This is a genomic window from Mesorhizobium sp. 01N446 (assembly GCF_056399285.1).
Map to the genome: position 1 here is coordinate 81,718 of NZ_JBFTRA010000011.1, position 21,920 is coordinate 103,637.

Consider the following 21,920-nt stretch of genomic DNA (forward strand, 5'->3'; position numbering starts at 1 on the left):
TTTGGGCCAACGGTCGAGCGCATCGACATCGGAATTGAGATGTCTCGCGCCAAGGCATCAAATGAGTTGCCGCGTTGGCCTTTGGGAGCGATGTCGCGCTCGCCCCGAGGAATGAGCATACCAAACTTGGTCATCTCCCATCACCCATTCCATTTAACGGGAGGAAAATACGAACGGGGCGGGCCGCCGATCGAGCAGAGAACGGCGGCCCGGCGGGACCCTCACTCTGTCTCTTTGACCGTCTTGTCGTAGAAAGTTTTCATGCTCGCGGCAATGAATGGCGCGTTGTCTTCCGCGGCAAAGTGGCCGGCGTCCAGCCGATGCATCTCTGCCTTGGGCAAATCACGCAGATAGGCTTCCCCACCTTCGGGAGTGAAAAATGGATCATGCTGGCCCCAGAATATAATCGTCTGCGGCTGATGATCGTGGAGGAATTTCTCCCACACAGGGTATAGCTCGGCGTTCTTGCGATAGTCATAGAACAGGTCGAGGTTTAGCCGCACGTGACCGGGACGGGCCATGATGCCGTAGTCATATTCCCAATTGTCCGGGCTGATCAGTTCGGGATGGGCGGCGCCGGCCAGGTAAATGCCCTTGATGCCGTCGTGTGTCAGAAATGCCGCCAGCGGCTTTTCATTCTCAGCCGAGCGGTCGAGCCACAGCTTCTTGCGGAAGCCGTCCCACGCCGCCGAAAAACCCTCCGGATATGCGTTGGTATTCTGGATGATCAGCCAATCGAGCTTGGCAGGCGTTTCGGTAACGATTCTGAAGCCGACCGGGCCACCATAGTCCTGGGCATAAAGCCCGAAATGGTCGAAGCCCTTGGCGACCAGCAACTTCTTGGTCGTATCGGCGAGCTTGTCGAAGGTGTACTCATAGTCTGCCGGGTTGGGCGCATCGCTGGCCCCGAAGCCTTGATAATCGGGAGCGATGAGATGAAAGCGGTCGGACAACTCGTCGATGAGCTTCCGGTATTGATGGCCGGATGCCGGGAATCCCATCAGTAGCACGAGCTTAGGCGCGTTGGGGTCGCCCGCTTCGCGATAAGCTATGTTAAGCCCGTCGATGGTCATCGATTTATAAGTGACATCGCGGGACGAGATCGAGGCCGTGTGCACTCCGGCCTCAGGGGCGACAAGCGAAGCCGATTCGGCAAAGGGTACGCCTGTCAGAAGCGCACCTGCCACAAACGCAGCACGCAGCGAATTGATCGATCGAACATGTTTCATGATCTGGGTCCTTCTGTGAATGGGATCTTGCGGGACAAGGGATAGGCGCGGCGCTGATCTCGCGGTATCCGGTCAATCCGGGATCCATCCTTTCATTTTTCGGGACCGCTGGGGCGGGTTTGAGCGATGCGGAAGTTGCTTGCGGCAGCCTGCCTGCAACGCCCACGCTCCCCTTGCCCGCCGCTAGGAACCTTCAAGCGGGTATCGGACCGGGAGCCACACCTTCCCGCTTAGCTTATGGTCCGGGCGAAGATGCGACTGTCGCTAGCCGAGACGAGCCGCGTCTGGCGATCGACATTGGCCGCGGGGTCCTGAAATTCACCTTGCTGCACCCAAACGCCTTTGTGCTGGGCTCTTCGTGGTTTGCCCCGAAGCGCGATTAGGTGAATTTGCCGGCGTGACAGCTAGCCCTCATAGGCCACGCCCGTTCGACCGAATAGCTCCAGCGAAACGTCGCGATCGGTCATGATCGTTCGGAAGTGGGGCCGGGCATCCATGCGACTCATATATGCTGGCGCATCGGGAACTAATTGCTCCACAATATCCTCCCCGTATATCGCCAGCGTCGCCTTCCGGATCATTGTAAAGTGGACATAAGCGACACAATCCGCAGCGGTGAACTCGGAACCGCAGGCGTAAGGCGCGAACCCTGTCAGACGTGCCACTGCCTGGAGGCCCAAGACCAGCCGGTTCCTGGCCTCGTCCTTGGTTTCCTGGGAGACCCTGCCCCCAAAAAAGCACTCTTTGTAGAGCCGGCGGGCGACCCATTCTGAGTTGAGCTCAAGATGCTGGATCAACTCGCGGCACTTCGCCCGTGCAAACCTACCCTTGGGATAGAGCGGGATCGCCGGAAAGCATTCCTCCAGATATTCAAGGATCGCTTGCGACTCTGACAGGCCGCCTTCATCGGTCTCGATGAAAGGAATTTTCCCGATTGGCGACTGGTTGATGAAGCTCTCGCGCTCCCACGGGTAGACGAGGCGTTCGCGAAACGGTATCTGTTTCTCCAGCAACACCAGCTTGAGTTTGTTGTAATAATTGCTCACGCCGAATCCGCACAACGTGATCATAGCTGCATCCCCCGCGAGCCTAGTTTAGGAGAGCATACACCAAACGTCCAAGGGATCTCCCGACATTCGCACTAAGCGCGGACTTAGTTTCTTTCCCCCTCGCGAGATCAAGCCTATTCAAGTTCAGATGCGGCTTTTCCGAACCGCGGCAAGTTCCGCTTCAAGCTCCGCAATGCGCAGGTCGCGTTGCGCGAGGGCGGCGGCGATTTCGGCGGCTTCGAACCGTTGCGGAATGTGCTGCGAACAGTTTGCATCCCAGGCGGCGACGGTGAAGAGGATAACCTGCTCCGGGCGCGCCTTGTAGTTGGCGGGCATCAGTTCGGCAATTTGCACAGCATCGCCTTCGACGACGCGTGCGGTGCCCCATAGCTTGATGCGCCGCCGTTGTGCGTAGTCGATCAGGAACAGGTAGGCTTTCGAGTTCTCGGCTAGGTTGCCGGTCGTAATGAATTGCCTGTTGCCGGCGAAATCGACAAAGCCGATGGTGCTGTCGTCGAGCACCTTGAGAAAACCGGCCGGACCACCACGATGCTGGATATAAGGCTGCCCTTCTGCATTGGCGGTGGCCAGGAACACGCTGGTCTGCGCTTCGATGAACACCTTCAGCGCTGCGTCGATCGCTGTGGACCAGCCGCCGCGTTGTTCCTGATGGGCATATGCCCGCCGAGAACCTCTGCGGCTCTGGATCGCCTTGACCATCGGTGTGAAGGCCACGTCGCTGGAGTGGGTGGGCTCGTCCGCCATCGTCGACAACTCACAATCCCAGATCGCCCAACCCTGGATGGTCGTCGGGCCGGCGTCCCGGCGTCCAGAAAAACAGGCGCTTCCCTGGGTCGATGGCGAGATCGTTGATGCTGGCGATACGTCGACACATCAGCCCATCCTCGTCGAACTGCCAATTCTCATTGCCATAACTGCGGAACCACTTTCCCTCGCTGTCGTGCCACTCATAGGCAAAGCGGACGGCGATACGGTTGTCGCACCATGCCCAGACTTCCTTGATCAGCCGGTAGTCCTGCTCGCGCTGCCATTTGGCGACGAGGAAGGCTTGGATTGCGTCACGGCCCTGTATGAAATCGGCGCGGTTGCGCCACTGGCTGTCGGCCGTATAGGCAAGCGCGACGCGCGCCGGATCGCGGCTGTTCCAGCCATCCTCGGCAAGGCGGACCTTCTGGGCAGCGGTCTCGGGCGTGAAGGGCGGAAGCGGCGGTCGGCTCATGAGGAGGCTCCTTCGGACAAGTGCGCTGCCGTGGCCGAGACCGCGGCAGCGAGCGGACGTGTCATGCGGCCAAGGCGGAGGCGACCGGGAAATCGATCTCGGTTCCGGCGACTGAGTTGAGGTAGTTGGTCCAAGTGTTGAGCGCAACGTGCTGCACGATCTCAATGATCTGGGCGTCGTCATAACCGGCAAGGCGCACTGCACGGACTTCTTCATCTGAGACATGGCCACGCTGGTGGACAATGCTGGCGGCGAAGCGGACCGCGGCATCGGCCTTGGGGTCGTTCGAGCCGCCGTGCCGATTGGCGAGGATCTCTGCGTCGTCGAGCTTGGCCAGGTTGCGGCCGAGATAGGTGTGAGCGGCCAGGCAATAACCACAGCCATTGATCTCAGCCACCGCGAGGGCGATCCTTTCGCGTGTCGGCGCTGGCAGCCAGCCCTTGGCCAGCGCACCGGAGAGGCCGAGATAGCCTTCCAGCGCAGCAGGGCTGGTCGCCACCGTCCGGAATAGGTTCGGCACCACTCCGAGCTGTTTCTGGACTGCTTCAAGCATCGGCTGCGACGCCTGCGGCGCGTCGGCGATGGTCGCGGGAGTGGGGAGACGGGTCATCTTTTATGTCCTCTGGGTTCGGTACAGGCCGCATTGGCCGGACGAACGACAAATGCCAGCTTTCATTGTCGCCTGGCATCCGATAATCTCGGAACCTATCCTTCCGATTTTCGGAACTTTAATGGACCGCATTGATGCAATGACCGTGCTGCTCGCCGTGGTCCAGGCGGGCTCGCTGTCTGGCGCCGGGCGAAAATTGGGGATGCCGCTGCCGACCATCAGCCGCAAGCTTTCCGAGCTTGAGGATCACCTTGGCGCGCGGCTGGTGATCCGCTCGAGCCGGCAGTTGAGTCTGACCGATGCGGGCCGCAGCTACACCACGGCCTGCCAGCGCATCCTGGAGCAGATTGATGAGGCAGAACGTGCCGCGGCCGGCGAATACAGCGCGCCACGGGGCAGCCTGGTTGTGGCCGCGCCGGTAGCGTTCGGGCGCGCACATATGCTGCCTGTGATAGCTGAGTTCCTGAAAGCGTATCCTGAGATCGACGTGCGGCTGATTCAGGCCGACCGGATTGCGCATCTGCTGGAAGACCACATCGACGTCGCGCTGAGGATCGGAAATCTGCCGGACAGCAGCCAGATGGCGATCAGGCTGGGCGAAGTGCATCGAATCGCCTGCGCGAGTCCGCAATATCTGGCGCAACGCGGCGTGCCCGACGCGCTGGAGGCCTTGTCAGGGCACGATTGCATTGCCTTCGACATCCTGACCTCAAGCGACGGCTGGTTGTTCCGCGACGGCGGAAACGACCGGATCGTGGCTATTACGCCGAGGCTGGTGGTCAATATTGCCGAATCTGCAATTGATGCCGCCAGTGCCGGGTTAGGGATAGCCCGAGTGCTGTCCTACCAGGTCATCGAGGCGGTCCGTTTGGGACGCTTGCAACTGGTGCTGACCGGATTCCAGCCGCCAGCCTGGCCAGTCAGTCTGGTCTACGCGGCTCAGGGGCAGCTGCCGCTGAAGTTGCGTGCCTTCCTCGACTTTGCCGCACCGCGACTGAAGGCTGCGCTACAGCCGGTAGGCGCCTAGGGTCAAGACCACCCGCGCTCAGCCAACCGGCCAAGCCTGCGATTGCCGTCTGCTGCCTCCGACATTCCGCAACCTGAAAGCATGGCTCTCGGCTTTGCCCGATATCGGAACGCCGGGGACGGGAGTACTCAACCGGTGCCCAAGCAATCCTGCTGAGCCTCCCGAAAAAGGAATACGTTAATGTCCCGCCTTGCCGCCTTCCGTCGCCTCGCCCTGCACAGAGATGCAGCACTCCTGCTGCAGGCTGTCGCGCTGACCCTTAGTCTCGGCCTGCCCGCCCGCGCCGAAGCCGGCGCCATGGGTGCCGGTCCCGGGATGACCTGTGCAGAGTTTTCGATGATGGACGCCGCCGGGCAGATGCAGGCAATGGCAACCATGGCCGCCACTGGCGCCGATGCCATGGCGACCGATGCGATGGCGACTGATGCGATGGCCAATGACGCGCCGGCGACCGGCCCCATGGCGGCAAGCCACGACGACGTGATCGCGACGGTCGATGCCTGCGCTGGCCACGCCGACATGATGGCTGTGGATGCGATGCATGCAGTCGCTCACTGAGCCGCTGGCGGCGGCGCTCGCCCGCGCAGCGTCGCCGCCTTCCTGAACCATTCCCGAGGATCATAGAAATGCGAATCTCCTCGATTGCCGCCCCGGAAGTGGCGCCGAAAGGCGGCGACATGGTACGCCGCCACCGCTTGTCCACCCGCCTGTGGCACTGGATCAGCGCCGTGACGATGGTGATCCTGCTGATGAGCGGGCTAATGATCTTCAACGCGCATCCGAGACTTTACTGGGGCCAGTATGGGGCCAATCCAGACCATGCATGGCTGGAGATCGGAAGTGATGGCGGGCAGGGCTTCCTGCGCATTGGTAGCCAGAGCATCGCTACGACCGGCTTCCTCGGTCAATGGACCGATCGCACCGGCCAGTCCCGTGCACGCGCTTTCCCCGAATGGGCGACGATTCCCTCGGGTTACGATTTGGGCATGTCACGGCGATGGCACCTGAGTTTCGCGTGGCTGTTCGCTACCGCGTTGGCCGCATACGGCCTGAGAAGTCTGACGAACGGCCATTTGCGCGGCGACCTCTTGCCCCGCAGGGACGAGCTTCACGCCCACCACATCTGGCAGGACATCCGTCACCATGCCACGCTCAATTTCCCCAAGGGGGTTGCGGCGCTGCGCTACAACATTCTCCAGAAAGCCGCCTACCTCGGCGTTCTCTGCGTGCTGTTGCCGACGATGGTGTTGACAGGGATGACTATGTCGCCCGGTCTCGACGCCGCTCTGCCCTGGCTGCTCGACGTGTTCGGCGGGCGGCAATCGGCGCGGTCGATCCACTTTATTGCCGCAGCTCTGCTGGTGCTGTTCGTCCTGGTCCACCTGGCGATGGTCGTGCTTGCCGGCCCGTTCAACGAGATCCGGTCGATGATTACCGGCTGGTTCCGCCTTCCCGAGGAGAAGCCCTGATGTCACCCGCGATTTCCCGCCGCACGCTGCTGACCGGCCTCGCCCTCGCCACCCCCGCCCTGCTGGTTGGCTGCGACCGCATGGGCGCCAGCCCAAGCTTCCGCGACCTTGTGCTTTCGACTGGCGAGGCCCTCGCATACCGGACCCATCGTCTGTTCGCCCCAAACACTCTGGCGCGTGAGTTCGGCGCTTCGCAATTATCGCCCGACTTTCGCACCAACGGCAACACCCAGCCGCGGTCCGCGCAATACCGGGCGCACCAGGCGGAGGGTTTCGCCAACTGGCGCCTCGACGTCGGCGGGCTGGTAGAAGCGCCGCGCCGCTATTCGCTGGCCGACCTGCGGAACCTTCCGGTTCGTACCCAGATCACCCGGCACGACTGCGTTGAAGGTTGGAGCGCCATCGGCAAATGGACCGGGGTTCCGCTGTGGGCGATCCTCAACGAGGTGCGGCTAGGCGCCGACGCCCGCTTCATCGTATTCCACTGTGCCGACGACTTCGGTGGTGCGGCCTATTACGAAAGCATCGACCTGGTTGATGCTTTCCACCCGCAGACGATCGTTGCCTATGGCATGAACGACGGCAACCTTGCGGTCGGCCATGGCGCGCCGGTTCGGCTGCGGGTCGAACGGCAGTTGGGCTACAAGCAGGCCAAGTTCGTGATGCGGATCGAGGCGGTTGCCTCACTGTCGCCGATCGGCGGAGGACGCGGCGGCTTCTGGGAGGATGCCGGGTCCTATGATTGGTACGCGGGAATCTGATCCGGGCGCGCCGCGCTCGCGGGCGTGATCCGTATGCGAGCGATCTGCATCGAACAAAAGTGCGGCCCCGGGGCTCGCTCGGCGGCCATCGAGAAACCGTTCAGGAGAGATTCGCCCATGCCCACGATCACCATCCATTACGTGACGCCGGAGCCTCAACCCGGACTTCGCTTTCAGATAGCAGCCCTGGCGGCGCGCCTGGGAGCGGAACGGTGGGGGCAAAGATCCCTCCGTCACCACAGTATTGGTTGAAGAAGCTGATCCAGAAAGCTGGTCATAGGCGGCAGACACGCCACCGAAGCTGACCTTTCAAACTTCTGGTTCGAGATCGAGAGCACCGGAGGGACCAACACAAATGCCGAAACGGCTTGTTTCGTCAGATCAGCCTTTTCCGGCATGCAGGCGCTGCTTGGCCCCCTTCACAAGGAGTGCTACGTCTATGCGCACGCGGCCTGCGGTGACGCGTACGGCTATGGCGGCCGGACTCAGAGCGGCCGCTGGGCTGCCGCTAACCTCGGGTAGCCGGCAACAGGGACTGCGGCCGTTCAAAAGGCAATCGCTACCTGTGCGCTAGGAAGCGATTGAACTCGACCTTCCCCCGAGCCTGCCTGGAACCGGTCCAAAGCGATTGCGCGGCRTATTTGTTGGTTGCAGCGGAACCTTTCGGTGCAGTCAGATCAACGCGAAAGAAACCTCAGAACGGGAGTGGTGCTGTGAAGCGATACATCGTCGAAGTCGAGGGCGTGCCGCCTTCTCCATCCCCAATCAGCAATGCGGTAGTTGTCGGGAATCAATGCTGGATCAGTGGCCAACTCTCGATCGGCCCAGACGGATCTCATATGGCTGGCACCGCGCGGGAGGAAGCAGAAACCGCTTTTGGACATATGTTCAGGATCGCGGAAGCGGCCGGTTTCTCGAGAAGCGACATTGTTTATGTCGACTTGGCTTTCATTGATCTAGAAGACGTAGAGGAGGTCAATAGACTTTATGGGAGCCTTTTTCCCGAAGGCCGGCGTCCCGCCAGAACCATCTATCAAGCCGCGAAGCTGCCATTCGGCGGGAAGATCAAGGTCCAGGCGATCGCCGCCCGCTCATAGTACGGTCCCGCTGTCGGCCCAAATCGAGACGTTCGTCTCGTTGGCGCTGAGTGTTAGCTTTTGCCGTCGTCGCGACCAATAGCGTGGTTGCCAATAAGGTCCGCTTTCAGTCAGTGACAACGGTCACTCCTACGGCTGAGATCAGGCGCATTGCTGGCAGGCGGCTTTGGGCCGTTGGCCCACTACGCTGAATACAAAGGTCGGCTTTCTGGCTCTATCATCTCGGAAGCAGACGTTCCGCTTCTGATGCGGTGGACGGCTCTCCTCCCTTCCTGCGGTATGATCGCGGGATTAGAGCTGGAGGAGCGCTATGATGAGCAACGTTTACGCCAACGAGCAACGATGAGCCGATCGCAAAGCCAACATGAGTTCTAATCCGCCAGCGGTCTGAACCACGATGCCCTAAAGGCGCAACCACGATTATCAGCGGGGCCGCTTAACTTCGGACGGGCCAATGATTGCGAGATGAAAGGTGACCCGACATTGAGCATCAAGGCGTTTGACGTGATCGGGGAACTCACGTCCATCACAGGTGGCCCGGTGAAGTAGTATTCTTTGAGGCTACGAGGGAGTAGTAGCAGGAGCGCGGCCAGAAGCTCGACGATCCCCAGCACGCCGCGCAGCAGTGCAGAAGCGGACGGAAGAGCAGCGGATCGAGTTCCACATCGGGGTGAATGTGGGAGACATCATCGTCGAGAAACGGTGGCATCTATTGCGACGGCGGCAATGTTGCAGCGTGTGTCGAGAGCATGCCAAGTCTGGCGGCGTCGCGGTGCACGCAGTGGTGCGAGACCAGGTCGGTAATCGGCTAGAGAGTCCGGTTATGGCGATTGGGGTCCGGCAGCCTCGGGTCGACAGCGCGGAAGCGGATGTTCATGGTTCCGTCCAGTGGTCTCGATCGGGCCCACGTCGCGCATGGGGATTTTCCGCGTTGAGGCAGCCTAAATGTCCGAACACAGGCTGCCCGCTTGCCAATGCCAGAGCTGAGGCTCAGTCCGGCGTGCCACCCTTCAGGTAGTCGATCTCAGGCGTGTCGGCGTACAGTCGCCGCATGCTTCGGATCTTGCTAAGCGGCAACACAACTATGGCCTTTCCGTCGAAAATGATGGCGAATCCGGAAGTCATCCTCAGAATGCGACCGCTAATTACGCCCTTGTCGGTCTCGACCTCAGTTGTCGCGGCCGACAAGCTCGAGACGGTCCGAAGACTATCAGCAGCGCCGCAAGAAAACGGGACATAAATCAATGAGAAGGCGAGCCAAACCAAACCCACGGCTCGCGCCCTGAATATCAGATTGGAAAGGGACGCCAGGCCAGCGAGCAGCAAGTAGGCAAACCCAAGATGCCCTCCGGTCGATTGATGAGGTCCCTGATAGAAGTACCAGGAGCCAGCGAGGCCGACCGCCATCAACGTCATTGAAATCGCTACCGTGCGCACTGGGCGCTTTGGCGCATCTGCAATAAAGCGGGCAATGAACAGCGCTATCCACGCCGCGACCGACATAGGGAGCAGTGCAATCGATGCTCCAATCAACAGGTCTTGCACGGTGAGCACGGAGATGAGACTCCACTCAACGGGCGCAAAGAAACCGAGATTATAAAGCGTCGCGCCGACCATCGCAGAAATCGACAAGCCGGTTGCGATTTCGGTCACACTTCGCCGCTCCAGCGACAGATGATGGCGAACAGCCGCTATTTCGATCATTGTGCCGAGCCCACGTTGCTTGCAGCAAATCCGGCGCCGGCGACAACGAGCGCGGTTGACGGCATGACCGCCAGCAGATGGCGTCGGGCGAATTGGGCAGGCATGGCGATGCTCCTCAAGTTGCGATTTGCATGCGTTGATAGACCTGTCGCCTGTCGCAGACTTGAATGAAGGGGCTATGCGGACATCGGACGGGATGCCGGGGGAAGTTGCTGGCGCAACGAACTTGGAGCGAGCCCATACATCCTACGAGTCGTTCGGCTCAGATGGGCAGAATCCGCGAAGTTCGTCGTATGAGCCGCATCAGTCCAAGAGGTTCCCCCGAAACCCAGTTCGAGCGCTCGATTGAGCCTTGTCCAAAGGAGATAGGCTCGAAACGAGATGCCTGTTTCCTTGACGAAAAGGTGTCTGAAGCGCCCCGCGGAGAGTCCAACATGATGGGCCACCGCTTCGAGCGTGAGCTGCTCTCCCAGTTTTGCGGCAATGAAAGCGGTGGCACGAATAATCCGCTGATCGACCAGGCTTGCTGGAACACCTCCGCAAAGATCGTAAAGCGTCTCGAGCGCTATATGCTCAAGTTCTTCGTCGGCATTCCCGTCATCGAACGCTGAACGAAGAGCCTTGGCGTGTGGCGCTATGCAGGCTGGAGGGAGGCCCACGATATGGTCGCTTCCAAAACGGGCCAAAAGGGCACGGCCTAGAGCAGACTCGGGCTCGCAGAAAAGGTTGGCAACTGTCTTACCGGGTGCCTGGAACGAGTGGGGCAGGTCGGACCGAATGAAAGCCGCGCCATAGGATACCCAAGCAACCGCATCGCTCGTTCGGAACTGCACGCGATCAGACAGGCCCATGCTGACCTGAATGGCATGGTGGGAGTGAAGCTCAATCGGGCCAACTGCCTGCCCGATCCAAAGGCTTCCGCCAGACCAGAAGATGATCCTTCCGATGCCTGAAATCTGCATGCGACTACTATGCCATAGATCTCGAAAAGAACGGAAATCATTGAGGCTGCTCCCTAGTCGATATGGCGCCGGTGACATGCAGATGTCAGCATCCGGAAGAGGCTTAGGCGTCGCGGAACCCATCTTCCCAAACTCGGCCAGGGCGCGCGCCGCCGCATCCACCTACCCCAGCTGGGACGGCGAGTCCGGAAGCGCTTTGCTTTCTCAAGCCCGCCCCTTTCCGCTTTTCGCGCCTGCAATGCCATGAGGATCGACGTGCATCACGTAGGCCGCGCGACCTATTAGAATGCGGATGCAGTGGCTATTTCTGACCCCTCATTTTTCAATGAGTTTCACGAAGTGCTCCAGGATGGTCTGCGTCGTTCGCTCCGCAGTGTGTCCAGCCTCCGCCCACTGCGCAAAGTGTCCATCGATGCACATGCGTGCGAGCCCGTAGACCAACGCTCTGGCAGCTACCTGGGTCTCCGCTATGTCGTCTGATCGGAGCAAGTGTCGAAGCTGTGCTTCTTTCATCGACTCTTCCATCAGAGACCGCACCACTTGGTTATCATGACGAAGCGAATCCGAGCTTTCCCAGTCGATAAGAGTCCGTGTCGAAATGATCTGGAAATGGGTCGGGTTTCGAATTGCCCACCGCAGATAAGCTGTTCCAACCGCGGCAAAGCGCGCGATTGGATCATCAGTGGCAACGTTCTCAACTGCTGCCGTGATCTCTAATCGAAAACGGCTCATTGCCTGCTCTGCGACGGCCGTCATAAGTGCAGTCTTGTTGCTGAAGTGGCGGAAGGGCGCGCCAGGCGAAACGCCTGCCCGCTTTGCGACTTCGCGCACGCTCACATTGTCGGGGCCGCCTTCCTCGACAAGTTGAACCGCGGCATCGATCAGCGCGTCCCGCAAATTGCCATGGTGATAGCCGGTGCGGCGAGGCGCCTTTGTCTTTCGCATTTCATTTCCTTCGTTCGACAAAACAGCACCCTCACCCATATCACGATTCAAGAAAATGTAATCACTGTTTACAATCCTCGCATTAGGATGTAAGCAGTGATTACAAACGTGATAGGGACAGACCTGCGGTACCCGCGGGCCTCCAAATGCCCAGATGGAGAAGAAGATGCTTGTCGCAAACGCCAACCCCCGCCGCTCTCAAATCACATCGTCCCAGAGTTCATCTAATGCGCCCTATGTCCGGACCGCTCCATCGAGCGCGGCCGTGTCCAGCGTCATCCTTTATCGGCTTGCCTCTATGGCCGGGGTGGGAAGCGCCGTTATACTTCTGGTCAACGCAGCGAAACGCAGCTCGCTCATTGCGACCACCGATCTAACGCAACTTCTTGCGCCACTCGCCGAGATTTTGGCACTCGGTCTTGTCGTCGGCTTGTTCCTTGCGTTCGGTCGGCGCGCGGGTCTACCTGGCACAGTCGCGTTCGTCATCAACTTCATTGCACTTGCAAGTTTGGAAGGCGTGGAAGTGGTGATCAATCTGGTATTTTCGAAACTTCCTCTGGCAACAATCATCGAGCTGCGGGACGGCCCGCTAGGCCTGGCTCTGGTCGCCAGTTCGTTACTTTTTCTTCTTGGGACGCTCGCGTTCGCGATCTCTCTTGCCGTCGGAAGAGGTGTGCCTCGCACTCCCCTCGTCCTCTATGTCGCCGGCGCGGTGCCTATTGCACTGCGTGCGTTCGTTCCGGAGTGGACTCTTGATTTGGGCTTGGCCGTTCTTGCGGCAGCAATCGCCTGGCTGGCGGGCTGGCTGTGGATACGCGCGATCGCTGTCACCGAATTCAGGCCGAAAAGTCAATTGCCATTATAATAGCGCGTTTCGTAGGTCAGGTGAGGCTCGCCATTCCGGTCTCCTTTGCGTCAGAAGCCGGCCTTCGTCAGTGTGTCGTTGCCCAACTGAATGTCTGAAATGTGTATCGAAGCCATATGAGGAACCGGTACACGGAACCTCCTTTGGGCCGAGATTTGACGGGCCGCCTTAGAAACCCATTCGGCGGAGCGTGAATTCAGTTTCCAAGGCCATTCAAGCCTGCGGCTTCCGAAGTGGCGGGCTTTTCAAAGCGAATGCGTCGAGAGGACGGTCGAGGATGTTCTGTGAAACAGCCGAACCCTCGCTCCGGTTGGCATGCCAGAGAATGATGGCCGCCGGGGCTCGATCGACGGTGTCCCTGCAGCCGCGATTGGCAATCCACTACGAACTGCCGAGTTAAGGATCGGAACGAAAATGACCGGTCAGCGTTCTATGCGTCGTTGCTAATAGCTATTCGCCAAAGGGAGGGTCGGCGTTGCAGTTAAGCGGGGGCAGCGAGAAGCTCACAGAGAGGTTGGACGAACTCAGCGCGCTTTACGTGCTGACGGATCGACTGTACCGGGCAAAGTCGAGCCACGAAGCTTTTGAAGCCGGCCTGGATGCCATCCGTGACGGCCTAGGGTGCCGTCGCGCCTCCATGTTGCTCTTTGATGAAGCAGGCGTAATGCGCTTCGTAGCCTGGCGCGGCTTATCCGAAAGTTACAGAAAGGCGCTTGAGGGGCACTCGCCTTGGGCTGTGGGCGAACGCAACCCTGATGCCATCTTTGTTTCGCACATTTCTGAAACGGATGAAGCTGCCGCCGTCAAAGAGATTATTGCCAGCGAAGGCATCGTTGGTTTGGCGTTCATTCCACTGACAGTCCAAGGCGAAGTAGTGGGAAAATTCATGACCTACTATGAACACAGGCATTCGTTTGTCAGCCATGAGATCGATCTCGCTACGACAATTGCCAGACAGATCGGCTTTTATCTCGAGCGGACGCGAGCAGAGCAGGCCCGAAAAGTTGCCGAAGAAGAGCTGCGAGGATCCGAGCAACAGTTTCGCCTTATGTCGGAACACGCTCCGGTGATGATCTGGACTTGTGACGCTTTGGGCAAATGCACCAATCTGAACATCATGCTTCGAGAGTTCTGGGGCGTCGAGACCGAGGATGTCCCGACGTTCAATTGGCACCCAACCATTCATCCTGATGATGCTGCCGATATTGGGGCCCGAATGTTGCAGGCACTGGCTACACAATCAGCCGTCTCGGTTCAGGGTCGCTACAGGAATTGCAGGGGGGAGTACCGCGTTCTGCTAACAACGGCTCGTCCTCACTTCTCGGCAAGTGGGATATTTCGCGGGTTGATCGGGGTAAATGTCGACGTCACGGAACGTGACCAGGCGGAGATCGCGATGCGCCACAGTGAGGAACGGTTTCGATCAGCTGTAGAGGCGGCTCCAAGTGGCATGGTGATGACAGACGAGGACGGACGCATTGTTCTCGTCAATCTTCATGCAGAAGCTTTATTCGGCTATGGGCGGGAGGAGATGGTCGGGCAAGGCATCGAGATGCTTGTCCCCGATCGCTATCGTAGCTCGCACCCGGTTTTTCGCCGCGGGTATGGGAGTTTCCCGGAGGCACGCCCAATGGGTGCGGGGCGGGATCTCTATGCGCGCCGGAAAGATGGAAAAGAGGTGCCGGTTGAGATTGGACTCAGCCCGATTCAGACGAGCGAAGGAATGATGGCGCTCGCCTCTGTGGTGGATATCAGCGAGCGACGGCGGTCGGAGGCACAAAGAGAACTGCTGATGGCTGAGCTCAACCATCGTGTGAAGAACACTCTGGCTGTAGTCCAAGGTATTGCTCATCAGACGTTCAGGGGAACGGAGGCCACTGATGCTCATGCCGCGTTTGAAGGCCGCCTCATGGCCCTTTCGGCAGCGCACAACATCCTGACGCAGACCAGTTGGGAACATGCATCACTGGACCAACTTGTTTGCGATAGCCTTCAGATTCGAGGCGCATTCTCCAACCGGGTTTCGACAACTGGACCAGCAATTCGATTGCAGCCTAACCAAGCTCTTTCCCTAGCGCTCGCCTTCCATGAATTGCTGACCAACGCAGTGAAGTACGGCGCCCTTTCAAACGAGGCCGGCAAAATTTCCGTCGAGTGGTTTCGCACCGACAAACCCAAGCCAAGGCTCAAGCTGGTTTGGAGCGAACTCGGGGGGCCTACAGTTTCCTCACCGGCCAGGCGAGGCTTTGGCTCTCGCCTCCTCGAGCGGGGCTTAGCTGCAGATCTCGAGGCGGAGGTCGCGATGGATTTCCAACCCCAGGGCCTCGTCTGCAGGATCGATGCCCCCTTGGCAGAGGGGAGGTTGCCTCAATGACAACACTGTCAGGCCGACGTGTGCTCATCGTCGAAGACGAATCCCTCATTGCCATGCTGGCTGAGGATTTTCTGATTGAGCTTGGGGTCACAGTTATTGGGCCCGCCACCACCATCGAAGGCGCGATTGCGATGATCGAAACCCAAGAAATCGACGCGGCTGTCTTGGATCTGAACATTCGCGGGGAGCGGAGCGACCGCGTTGCCGACGCACTACGGTTGCGAGGCATTCCGATTGTGTGCGCCACCGGATACGGAAATGGTGCGGCAGACTTCGCGAGAGGATCGGCGATTATCGCCAAACCTTATTCCAAGGAGAAGTTAGACCATTCGTTGCGGCTCGCGCTCTCAGATGAGCAAGGCGGGACCGAACCCGTCAGCATGTGACTTGAGGATTTGCTATTAGGCCGAAGCCGGAACTGCTCGTGTGCTTTGCAACGGTAGGCTATGGCCGACATGATTCGAGATCTTAATCTGGCGCTAGGCGCTCGTAAGGTCCGCTTTTGGACAACGCCGAAATGGGACTTAACGTCCTACATTAGGCGCTTTTCGGTCAGGCAGCTTTGGGGCCGACAGCGAAATGGCAGCTGTTGGCGTCTGAAGAAGGAATGGTGCAAAGATCCATCTGTTGCCCTCGCCACGAGGACAGATAGGGCATATGGTTCTGGATCGCTTGCTTGGGACTTGAGCTGGCGCTTGAGAGTGTAAGAAACCGCGTTAATTGCAGAGCTTCTAACCCGGTTTGTTCCGTGCGCTCTCACAGTTGCCACCTCGGCCGGCCTCTCATTAGCGTGTCCGGCCGCTATTGCATTCATCACTGAAGGAGTTCTCAACTTTTCACAGGAGGAGAAGTCATCATGCATTATCTTCCGAGACGTGAATTTATCGGTCAAGGCGGCGCGGCCCTCGCGGCATTGGCGTTCTTTCAATCACGGGTGGCCAACGCTTTTCCAACTCGGGTCGGCGAGGAAGTTATCAAATGGCTCGATCAGCTGCCGCCGAACCCGGTTCCAGAGGTCATCAAAAATCAGCTTGTCTGGGAGGATCTCGATTCCTGGGTGACGCCCAACGACAAGTTCTTTTCAATCGCGCATTTCAACCGGCCTGTTATCGACGAAAGCAAGTGGAAACTCGAAATCAGCGGGTCGGTCAAAAAGCCGACAGCGCTAACACTCGCCGACATCAAGGCTCGTCCACGCCAGGAAGTCACGTTCACGGTCGAGTGTTCGGGTAATACCGGCCTGCCGTTTTTCAACGGCGGCATCGGCAATGCGCGCTGGGCCGGCACGCCGCTGGCCCCGATCCTTAAGGAGGCAGGGGTCCTTGACAGTGGTATCGAGGTTGTTTTCTGGGGTACTGATAAAGGGGAAATCAAGCGAGCCGACGATGTCAAGTTCACGCAGAATTTCGCCCGCAGCATGTCACTCGCCGACGCCATGGATCCCAAGAACATCCTTTGCTACGAGATGAACGGAACTCCCTTGCCCCCTGATAATGGCTTCCCGTTGCGGCTGATAGCGCCCGGCTGGTATGGGATCGCGAACGCGAAATGGCTTCAGCGTATCGACGTGCGCGACCAGCGCTTCGAGAACCGTTTCATGGGACGCGACTATGTCACGCTCCGCGAGGAGGACCACAACGGCGAGACAGTATGGGTGGAAACTTCTGTCGGGCGGGCGCGGCTGAAATCGGCACCGGCCCGGGTCACTCATATCGGCAATGATTATCGGATTGTCGGCGCCGCCTGGGGCGCGCCGATCGACCGGGTGGAGGTGAAAGTCGACGACGGGCCGTGGATGCCGGCGGCCATCGACGAAACCGACAAAGCCGACTTTGCTTGGAAGATGTGGTCGGTCGACTGGCCCAAGCCCTCCGCCGGGGAGCACACCGTCACCTCGCGGGCGGTCAGTATGGAAGGGCAGGTCCAACCCGCAATGGACGATCCGTATATCGCCAAGAAGCATACCTATTGGGAAAGCAACGGTCAGGTGACCCGTCGTATCGGCATTCACTAGGGAATTTTTTGCGGGCGGAGAGCCGCGCCGACGTGGCGGAGGATCAATGTGACCCCATGTTGCTGTCATGGGGTCACTTCACAGTGGCACAAAAGGCGATCAAATCCCCATGTACACCTCGGCTCGATCTCTGAAGGGCCGCCCAGCGGCCATCTCATTCAAAGAATCCCGTCCGACGAAGCTTCGCCAGTAATCTTGCGACGGCGCTCCTGTAGCTAACACGGGCTTGCTCGGCCATCGGCAGTGAACACCACGCGGTTAGTTCGACAATTGAGTCGTCGTTGCCGTCCAGTGGCGCGAGCAAAGTTGCTCGTGCTTGTCCATGCAAATTGCGACCGTGCCGTTTGCGTCATACCCAATTGGCGCACCTCTCTGGAATCGGGTGTCGCCATCGACGCGAACATCGAACAGGATGGAACCGGCAGTTTTCTCCGCGACATCACTCTCGATCAAAAAGCGGACGGTTCATTTTCGTCTGCATTGGCAAGAGATTGCCCCAACAAAACTAGTTCAACGTACTCCGCCTTCATGCCGTAAGAGTGCTGGGCCTGCCGTGCGGGACCAATAGGCCAGGGTGAGCTTACCCACACAAAAAGCTCGCCCATCCAAGTGTTTTTCCCAGGCAAACCTATCAATATGACGACCTCAATTAGAGTGCTTCAACGGCCCGGACGGCCGGCTCGGCAGTGACGGGGTGTGGTGCTTGCTCTTTCGGTACATCTGGCGACACCGCTCAGATGCTTGGCGTCGCCGGCAATCACGTCATGACGACGATCCGGTGCCCTCGAACACAAACGGTGGACCTTCCTTTCGCGGGGCTCCGGAGGGCGCCGCGAAATGCGGCCGAGTTTGGCCCGCGAATTGCACCACTGCTTCACGGCTTGGACACGCACCCGAAAGAGGGCGCCTAGGACGGAAGCTGGCCAGGCTATTGGGACCGTTTGGCCAGCGGCCTGAAGTCATCGTGCGAAAACTGGGGAACGGCTATTTAAGCCCGGCCACCCGCAGACCGCTGGAATAGCGAGCGCGATCCTCCAATCTAACGATCGGGTGGAACGCTTCGATCCAGGCGAGGGTAAGCGTGGGATGAAGCCGCCGTGCCTCGGCAAGAGCCAGGGCTGCGAGGGGACCGTCGTCAGCGAGGCCGGCTGTAGCGGCGAGCGTGCGCCACGCAGTACCAAAATGAGGCCGCAGTTCGACGGCACGCTGAAGATTAATAATAGCCTCGTCGAGGCGACCGGCAATCATGTGGCACATGCCCCTCGTTGCGTGGTTAGCTGCGAGGCTGAAGTCACGGGGACTCAGTCGGGCAGATAGCGCAAGATGGTGAAGACCGTCCTCGGGCATGCCGCCATAGCCATAGGTCGAGCCGAGGATCAAATGGGCGATGGCCATGCTCGGGTTGAGCTCGATCGCCTCGTTGAGCGCGGCGACAGCGGGTTCGAACTCGCGGCCGACCATATGGACGTAGCCTGCGGCAAAGTATGTCCATGGATCCTTCGGATCGCGGCGGAGGGCTCGCAGGGCGGCCTCACGTGCCACTTGGAGCGCTTCCTGGCGCTCATCGAGGCCTAGCTGCACACGGGCCGCCTGTGTCCAAGCCAGCAGACTGTTGGCGCGAGCGTAGTCGGGATCAAGAACTATGGCGCGACGCAGCAATGCCTCGGCCGAGGCGATTTCCATCGCCGTGCCCCAGGTCCAGGCATAGGGCATTGCTTGCATGACAAGGCCCCAGGCATCGAGATTGCCCGGTGGACGGGTGCGGGCGCGCTCATGCTCTGCGGTGTAGAGTCGTGGCTCGATCGCCGCAACAACGGCACCCGTGATACGGTCCTGCAGATCGAAGAAGGATTCGAGGTCGCTGTCGTAACGTTCGGCCCAGACCTGAAGGCCACTGGTCGCGTCACATAGTTCGCAGGCGACGCGCACGCGATCCGCCGACCGCCGAACACTGCCGCCGAGGATGTAGCGCACATTAAGTTCACGTCCGATGCGACGGGCGTCTGTCGGTTGGCCTTTGTAGGAGAAGCACGAGTTTCGCGAAGCGACCATTAGCCAGCGGAGGCGCGCAAGCTGCAGACTCAGCTCCTCGGCAAGACCGTCGGCGAAATGCTCCTGCTCTGGATCGGTCGAAAGTGTCTTGAATGGCAGAACCGCGATGGAAGGGCCGGGCTCATGCGAGACATCGGCTTGGGTGAGCGTTCCCTCGGTGATTGCGAAGCGGTAGCCGACGCGAGGTATCGTGGTGATCCACTCGCCCCCTTCTGGCCTTTCGCCCAACAGCTTGCGGAGCTGCGAGATTTGGACGGAAAGGTTACTCTCCTCCACTGCCATGCTAGGCCAAGCCGCGTCCATAAGGGCGGTCTTGCCGAGGACCACTCCTGGTTGCCCGGCGAACTCGGCAAGGAGAAGCATAGCCCGGTAGCCGAGTGGAACGGCGACCCCTGCGCGCAACAGCGAGCCATTGCGCGGGTCAAGCGCAAAGGGGCCAAACACGAGGGACTCGTCCATTCTTCACCAACCCGGATTTCGGAGGTTTTCGGCGTTTTTTAGGTTCCCTTCAAGACTTGTTGGAACAGCGTCGTCACAGTCGGCGCGGTTRCAACGGAATGCAAGGAGGGACTGTGAACGCCATCCCATCTACAACGCAGCGCGCCGTAACGAATCGAGCGACGACATTGTTTCAAGAGGAGTGGGCCGTATATCGCAAGATGGTCGACAACAACTACCTGTTCCATCGCGAGGCCTATGGCTGCCTTCACGACTTCATTCTGCGGGACGCGCCGCGCGGGTTCTCATTCCTCGATATTGCCTGCGGCGATGCAAGGGAGACAGTCGGCGCGCTAGAGGGAACCCCTGTTGGGCGATTCATCGGGGTCGACCTTTCGGCGCCCGCCTTGACGATTGCCCGCGAATCCACCTCCAGGCTGGAGTGCCCCGTCGACTTGATCGAGACGGATTTCATAACAGCGCTTAAAGATATCGCAGGACAGATCGACATCGCTTGGATCGGGCTCTCGCTCCATCATTTCGGGCACGAACAAAAGCTGCCGATCCTTTCACGATTGCGGCAGCTGGTTGGTCGGGATGGAGTCGTAATTTTTTACGAGAATGCTAGCCCCGACGGTGAGGACCGCGACCAGTGGCTTCGACGATGGGACCTGCAGGAACCGCACTGGACTGCCTTGACGCCGACGGAATGGCACACGGTGCGGGACCACGTCCGTGACAATGACTATCCAGAAACGCGATCTGCATGGATTGGCCTTGGACATCTCGCCGGGTTCTCGCAGGTAGACGAAGTGATGGTTTCGCCGACTGGCCTGTTCCGGATGTTTTCACTGAGGGCATAGCGCGCCCCTCGCGTCCAGTACTGGTCCGGGGTCCTTTTAGTTCGGGTCGAGACGCTCTCGACCGCCAAACAAGCGCCTGGCCGGGACTAGGGTCCGCTACGATGTCTAGGTTGAGCGCGGGTAGCTTTCAGGCGCTGGCAAACCTGACCCCAACTTCCGTATGGAGGCGCAAAACAGCAGGGAAACGACATCCATGTGCGGCACGTTTCACGACCATTGAAAATCACTCGCGGTCGCTCTCTGTTTGCGCCATGAGCTGCCCCTGTCCTCCGTCGGGCTGAAGGCCGACCAATAGCCTTCTGGAGTCCGCTCAGCCAGCAGAAGACGTTCAATCCGCCAAGGCGCATCCTTAGGAACATTTAGAGACAATTAGGCACTCGCTTCAGGACCCTAACGGGGCCTTTGGGCGATGGTTTCCTTCACTGGCGCAACGAAGCGCCAAACGGGAGACCGAAATGAACCCTCTTCAGATCGTCACCGCCGACACCTTGACCTACAATGCCGAGGATTCCGCCAATGCCTTCGCGGTAGTCGAGCGTATTGTCTCCCTCGCCGCCGCGGTTCTGAGGTCTGTTAGCAACGCCGCGTATGTGGGTAGCGCCCTGGCGTTGCGCGCCGCCCAAGCCTAATGAAAAGGTGAACGTCCAGTAGAATGTATCAACGCACCCACAGCTCGCTAGACTATCAAACTCTTCGGGAGGATCGGCCGATGCCACAACGCCCCTATGATGAGCGCCTGCTCAGGCAGGCCTTTGCAGTAGCGCGCCGTGCCCGCGACGGAGGCGATCATCCCTTTGGGAGCCTGCTGGCCGATCGTGACGGCAAAGTGCTGCGCGAGCAGGGCAACGGTTATACATCCGAGGGATACGACCGTACCGCTCATTCGGAGAGGCTGCTGGCCGCGTGGGCCGCGAAGAATCTCAGCATGGAACAGCTGCGCGAGTGCACACTTTATACATCGGCTGAGCCGTGCGCGATGTGCTCCGGTGCGATCTATTGGGCCGGTATCGGGCGGGTCGTTTATGGCCAGACCGAACGTGACCTGAAGGCGCAGACCGGCGCACACGAGGAAAATCCAACGCTCGACCTGCCCTGCCATATCGTTTTCGAGGCCGGACAGCGTCCAACCGAGATCGTCGGGCCTCTTCTCGAAGACGAATCAGCGCAACTGCAGGCCGATTTCTGGAAGTAGATCAATTGCCGCGCGCGGCCCTTGCCTCG

The 21,920-nt window shown here is 59.5% G+C and carries 21 protein-coding genes; 12 read left to right on the forward strand and 9 right to left on the reverse strand.

The genetic code is table 11. The features are described 5' to 3' along the window. Positions 1-221: 221 nt before the first annotated feature. The 5 genes from AC1DPX_RS30570 to AC1DPX_RS30590 all read right to left on the reverse strand — a co-directional run bounded on the left by AC1DPX_RS30570 (position 222) and on the right by AC1DPX_RS30590 (position 4,128). Positions 222-1,229 (reverse strand): alpha/beta fold hydrolase, encoded by a 1,008-nt coding sequence (locus AC1DPX_RS30570; protein WP_477241419.1) that lies wholly within the window; start codon positions 1,227-1,229, stop codon positions 222-224. 404 nt (positions 1,230-1,633) lie between these two features. Next, complete coding sequence (locus tag AC1DPX_RS30575) at positions 1,634-2,299, reverse strand: glutathione S-transferase family protein (RefSeq protein WP_477241421.1); 666 nt, start codon at positions 2,297-2,299, stop codon at positions 1,634-1,636. Positions 2,300-2,422: 123 nt separating this feature from the next. Beyond that, the gene (locus AC1DPX_RS30580) at positions 2,423-3,043 is read right to left on the reverse strand and encodes a pyridoxamine 5'-phosphate oxidase family protein (RefSeq protein ID WP_477241549.1); all 621 of its coding nucleotides are present in this window, start codon (positions 3,041-3,043) and stop codon (positions 2,423-2,425) included. Between the two features lie 10 nt (positions 3,044-3,053). Next, positions 3,054-3,518, reverse strand: a complete 465-nt coding sequence (locus AC1DPX_RS30585; RefSeq protein ID WP_477241423.1) for a nuclear transport factor 2 family protein — start codon at positions 3,516-3,518, stop codon at positions 3,054-3,056. A 61-nt stretch (positions 3,519-3,579) separates the two neighbouring features. Then, positions 3,580-4,128, reverse strand: coding sequence for a carboxymuconolactone decarboxylase family protein (locus tag AC1DPX_RS30590; RefSeq protein ID WP_477241425.1), 549 nt, complete (start codon positions 4,126-4,128; stop codon positions 3,580-3,582). Positions 4,129-4,249: 121 nt separating this feature from the next. Here AC1DPX_RS30590 and AC1DPX_RS30595 point away from each other — a divergent pair, with 121 nt between their 5' ends. From AC1DPX_RS30595 to AC1DPX_RS30615, 5 genes are all read left to right on the forward strand, one after another. Continuing rightward, positions 4,250-5,155, forward strand: coding sequence for a LysR family transcriptional regulator (locus AC1DPX_RS30595; RefSeq protein ID WP_477241427.1), 906 nt, complete (start codon positions 4,250-4,252; stop codon positions 5,153-5,155). 180 nt (positions 5,156-5,335) lie between these two features. Next, entirely contained in the window at positions 5,336-5,713 is a 378-nt protein-coding gene (locus tag AC1DPX_RS30600) for a hypothetical protein (RefSeq protein ID WP_477241429.1), read from the forward strand. A gap of 68 nt (positions 5,714-5,781) precedes the next feature. Beyond that, positions 5,782-6,624, forward strand: a complete 843-nt coding sequence (locus AC1DPX_RS30605) for a cytochrome b/b6 domain-containing protein (RefSeq protein ID WP_477241431.1) — start codon at positions 5,782-5,784, stop codon at positions 6,622-6,624. Beyond that, positions 6,624-7,385, forward strand: a complete 762-nt coding sequence (locus AC1DPX_RS30610) for a molybdopterin-dependent oxidoreductase (RefSeq protein WP_477241433.1) — start codon at positions 6,624-6,626, stop codon at positions 7,383-7,385. Before AC1DPX_RS30605 ends, AC1DPX_RS30610 begins: the two co-directional genes overlap by 1 nt. Before the next feature lie 713 nt (positions 7,386-8,098). Beyond that, complete coding sequence (locus tag AC1DPX_RS30615; protein ID WP_477241435.1) at positions 8,099-8,482, forward strand: RidA family protein; 384 nt, start codon at positions 8,099-8,101, stop codon at positions 8,480-8,482. A 990-nt stretch (positions 8,483-9,472) separates the two neighbouring features. Here AC1DPX_RS30615 and AC1DPX_RS30620 read toward each other — a convergent pair. The 3 genes from AC1DPX_RS30620 to AC1DPX_RS30630 all read right to left on the reverse strand — a co-directional run bounded on the left by AC1DPX_RS30620 (position 9,473) and on the right by AC1DPX_RS30630 (position 12,093). Beyond that, entirely contained in the window at positions 9,473-10,186 is a 714-nt protein-coding gene (locus AC1DPX_RS30620; RefSeq protein WP_477241437.1) for a hypothetical protein, read from the reverse strand. 176 nt (positions 10,187-10,362) lie between these two features. After that, the gene (locus AC1DPX_RS30625; RefSeq protein WP_477241551.1) at positions 10,363-11,271 is read right to left on the reverse strand and encodes a helix-turn-helix transcriptional regulator; all 909 of its coding nucleotides are present in this window, start codon (positions 11,269-11,271) and stop codon (positions 10,363-10,365) included. 192 nt (positions 11,272-11,463) lie between these two features. Then, the gene (locus AC1DPX_RS30630) at positions 11,464-12,093 is read right to left on the reverse strand and encodes a TetR/AcrR family transcriptional regulator (protein WP_477241439.1); all 630 of its coding nucleotides are present in this window, start codon (positions 12,091-12,093) and stop codon (positions 11,464-11,466) included. 265 nt (positions 12,094-12,358) lie between these two features. Between AC1DPX_RS30630 and AC1DPX_RS30635 the strand changes: the two genes are divergently transcribed. The 4 genes from AC1DPX_RS30635 (at position 12,359) to AC1DPX_RS30650 (ending at position 17,346) form a co-directional block, all read left to right on the forward strand. After that, entirely contained in the window at positions 12,359-12,958 is a 600-nt protein-coding gene (locus AC1DPX_RS30635) for a hypothetical protein (protein WP_477241441.1), read from the forward strand. Positions 12,959-13,472: 514 nt separating this feature from the next. After that, positions 13,473-15,332 (forward strand): PAS domain S-box protein, encoded by a 1,860-nt coding sequence (locus tag AC1DPX_RS30640; RefSeq protein WP_477241443.1) that lies wholly within the window; start codon positions 13,473-13,475, stop codon positions 15,330-15,332. Continuing rightward, positions 15,329-15,718 carry a response regulator gene (locus AC1DPX_RS30645; protein ID WP_477241445.1) on the forward strand — a complete coding sequence of 130 codons (390 nt, stop codon included), beginning with the start codon at positions 15,329-15,331 and terminating at the stop codon, positions 15,716-15,718. The genes AC1DPX_RS30640 and AC1DPX_RS30645 overlap by 4 nt, the downstream gene beginning before the upstream one ends. A gap of 470 nt (positions 15,719-16,188) precedes the next feature. After that, a complete protein-coding gene (locus AC1DPX_RS30650) occupies positions 16,189-17,346 on the forward strand; it encodes a sulfite oxidase (protein WP_477241447.1) in 1,158 nt (385 codons plus the stop codon). A gap of 984 nt (positions 17,347-18,330) precedes the next feature. Here AC1DPX_RS30650 and AC1DPX_RS30655 read toward each other — a convergent pair. Then, the gene (locus tag AC1DPX_RS30655; RefSeq protein ID WP_477241449.1) at positions 18,331-19,857 is read right to left on the reverse strand and encodes a winged helix-turn-helix domain-containing tetratricopeptide repeat protein; all 1,527 of its coding nucleotides are present in this window, start codon (positions 19,855-19,857) and stop codon (positions 18,331-18,333) included. Positions 19,858-19,970: 113 nt separating this feature from the next. Between AC1DPX_RS30655 and AC1DPX_RS30660 the strand changes: the two genes are divergently transcribed. The 3 genes from AC1DPX_RS30660 (at position 19,971) to AC1DPX_RS30670 (ending at position 21,891) form a co-directional block, all read left to right on the forward strand. Beyond that, complete coding sequence (locus AC1DPX_RS30660; protein ID WP_477241451.1) at positions 19,971-20,699, forward strand: class I SAM-dependent methyltransferase; 729 nt, start codon at positions 19,971-19,973, stop codon at positions 20,697-20,699. A gap of 455 nt (positions 20,700-21,154) precedes the next feature. After that, entirely contained in the window at positions 21,155-21,328 is a 174-nt protein-coding gene (locus AC1DPX_RS30665) for a hypothetical protein (protein ID WP_477241453.1), read from the forward strand. Positions 21,329-21,408: 80 nt separating this feature from the next. Continuing rightward, a complete protein-coding gene (locus AC1DPX_RS30670; protein ID WP_477241455.1) occupies positions 21,409-21,891 on the forward strand; it encodes a nucleoside deaminase in 483 nt (160 codons plus the stop codon). The last annotated feature ends 29 nt before the right edge of the window (positions 21,892-21,920 follow it).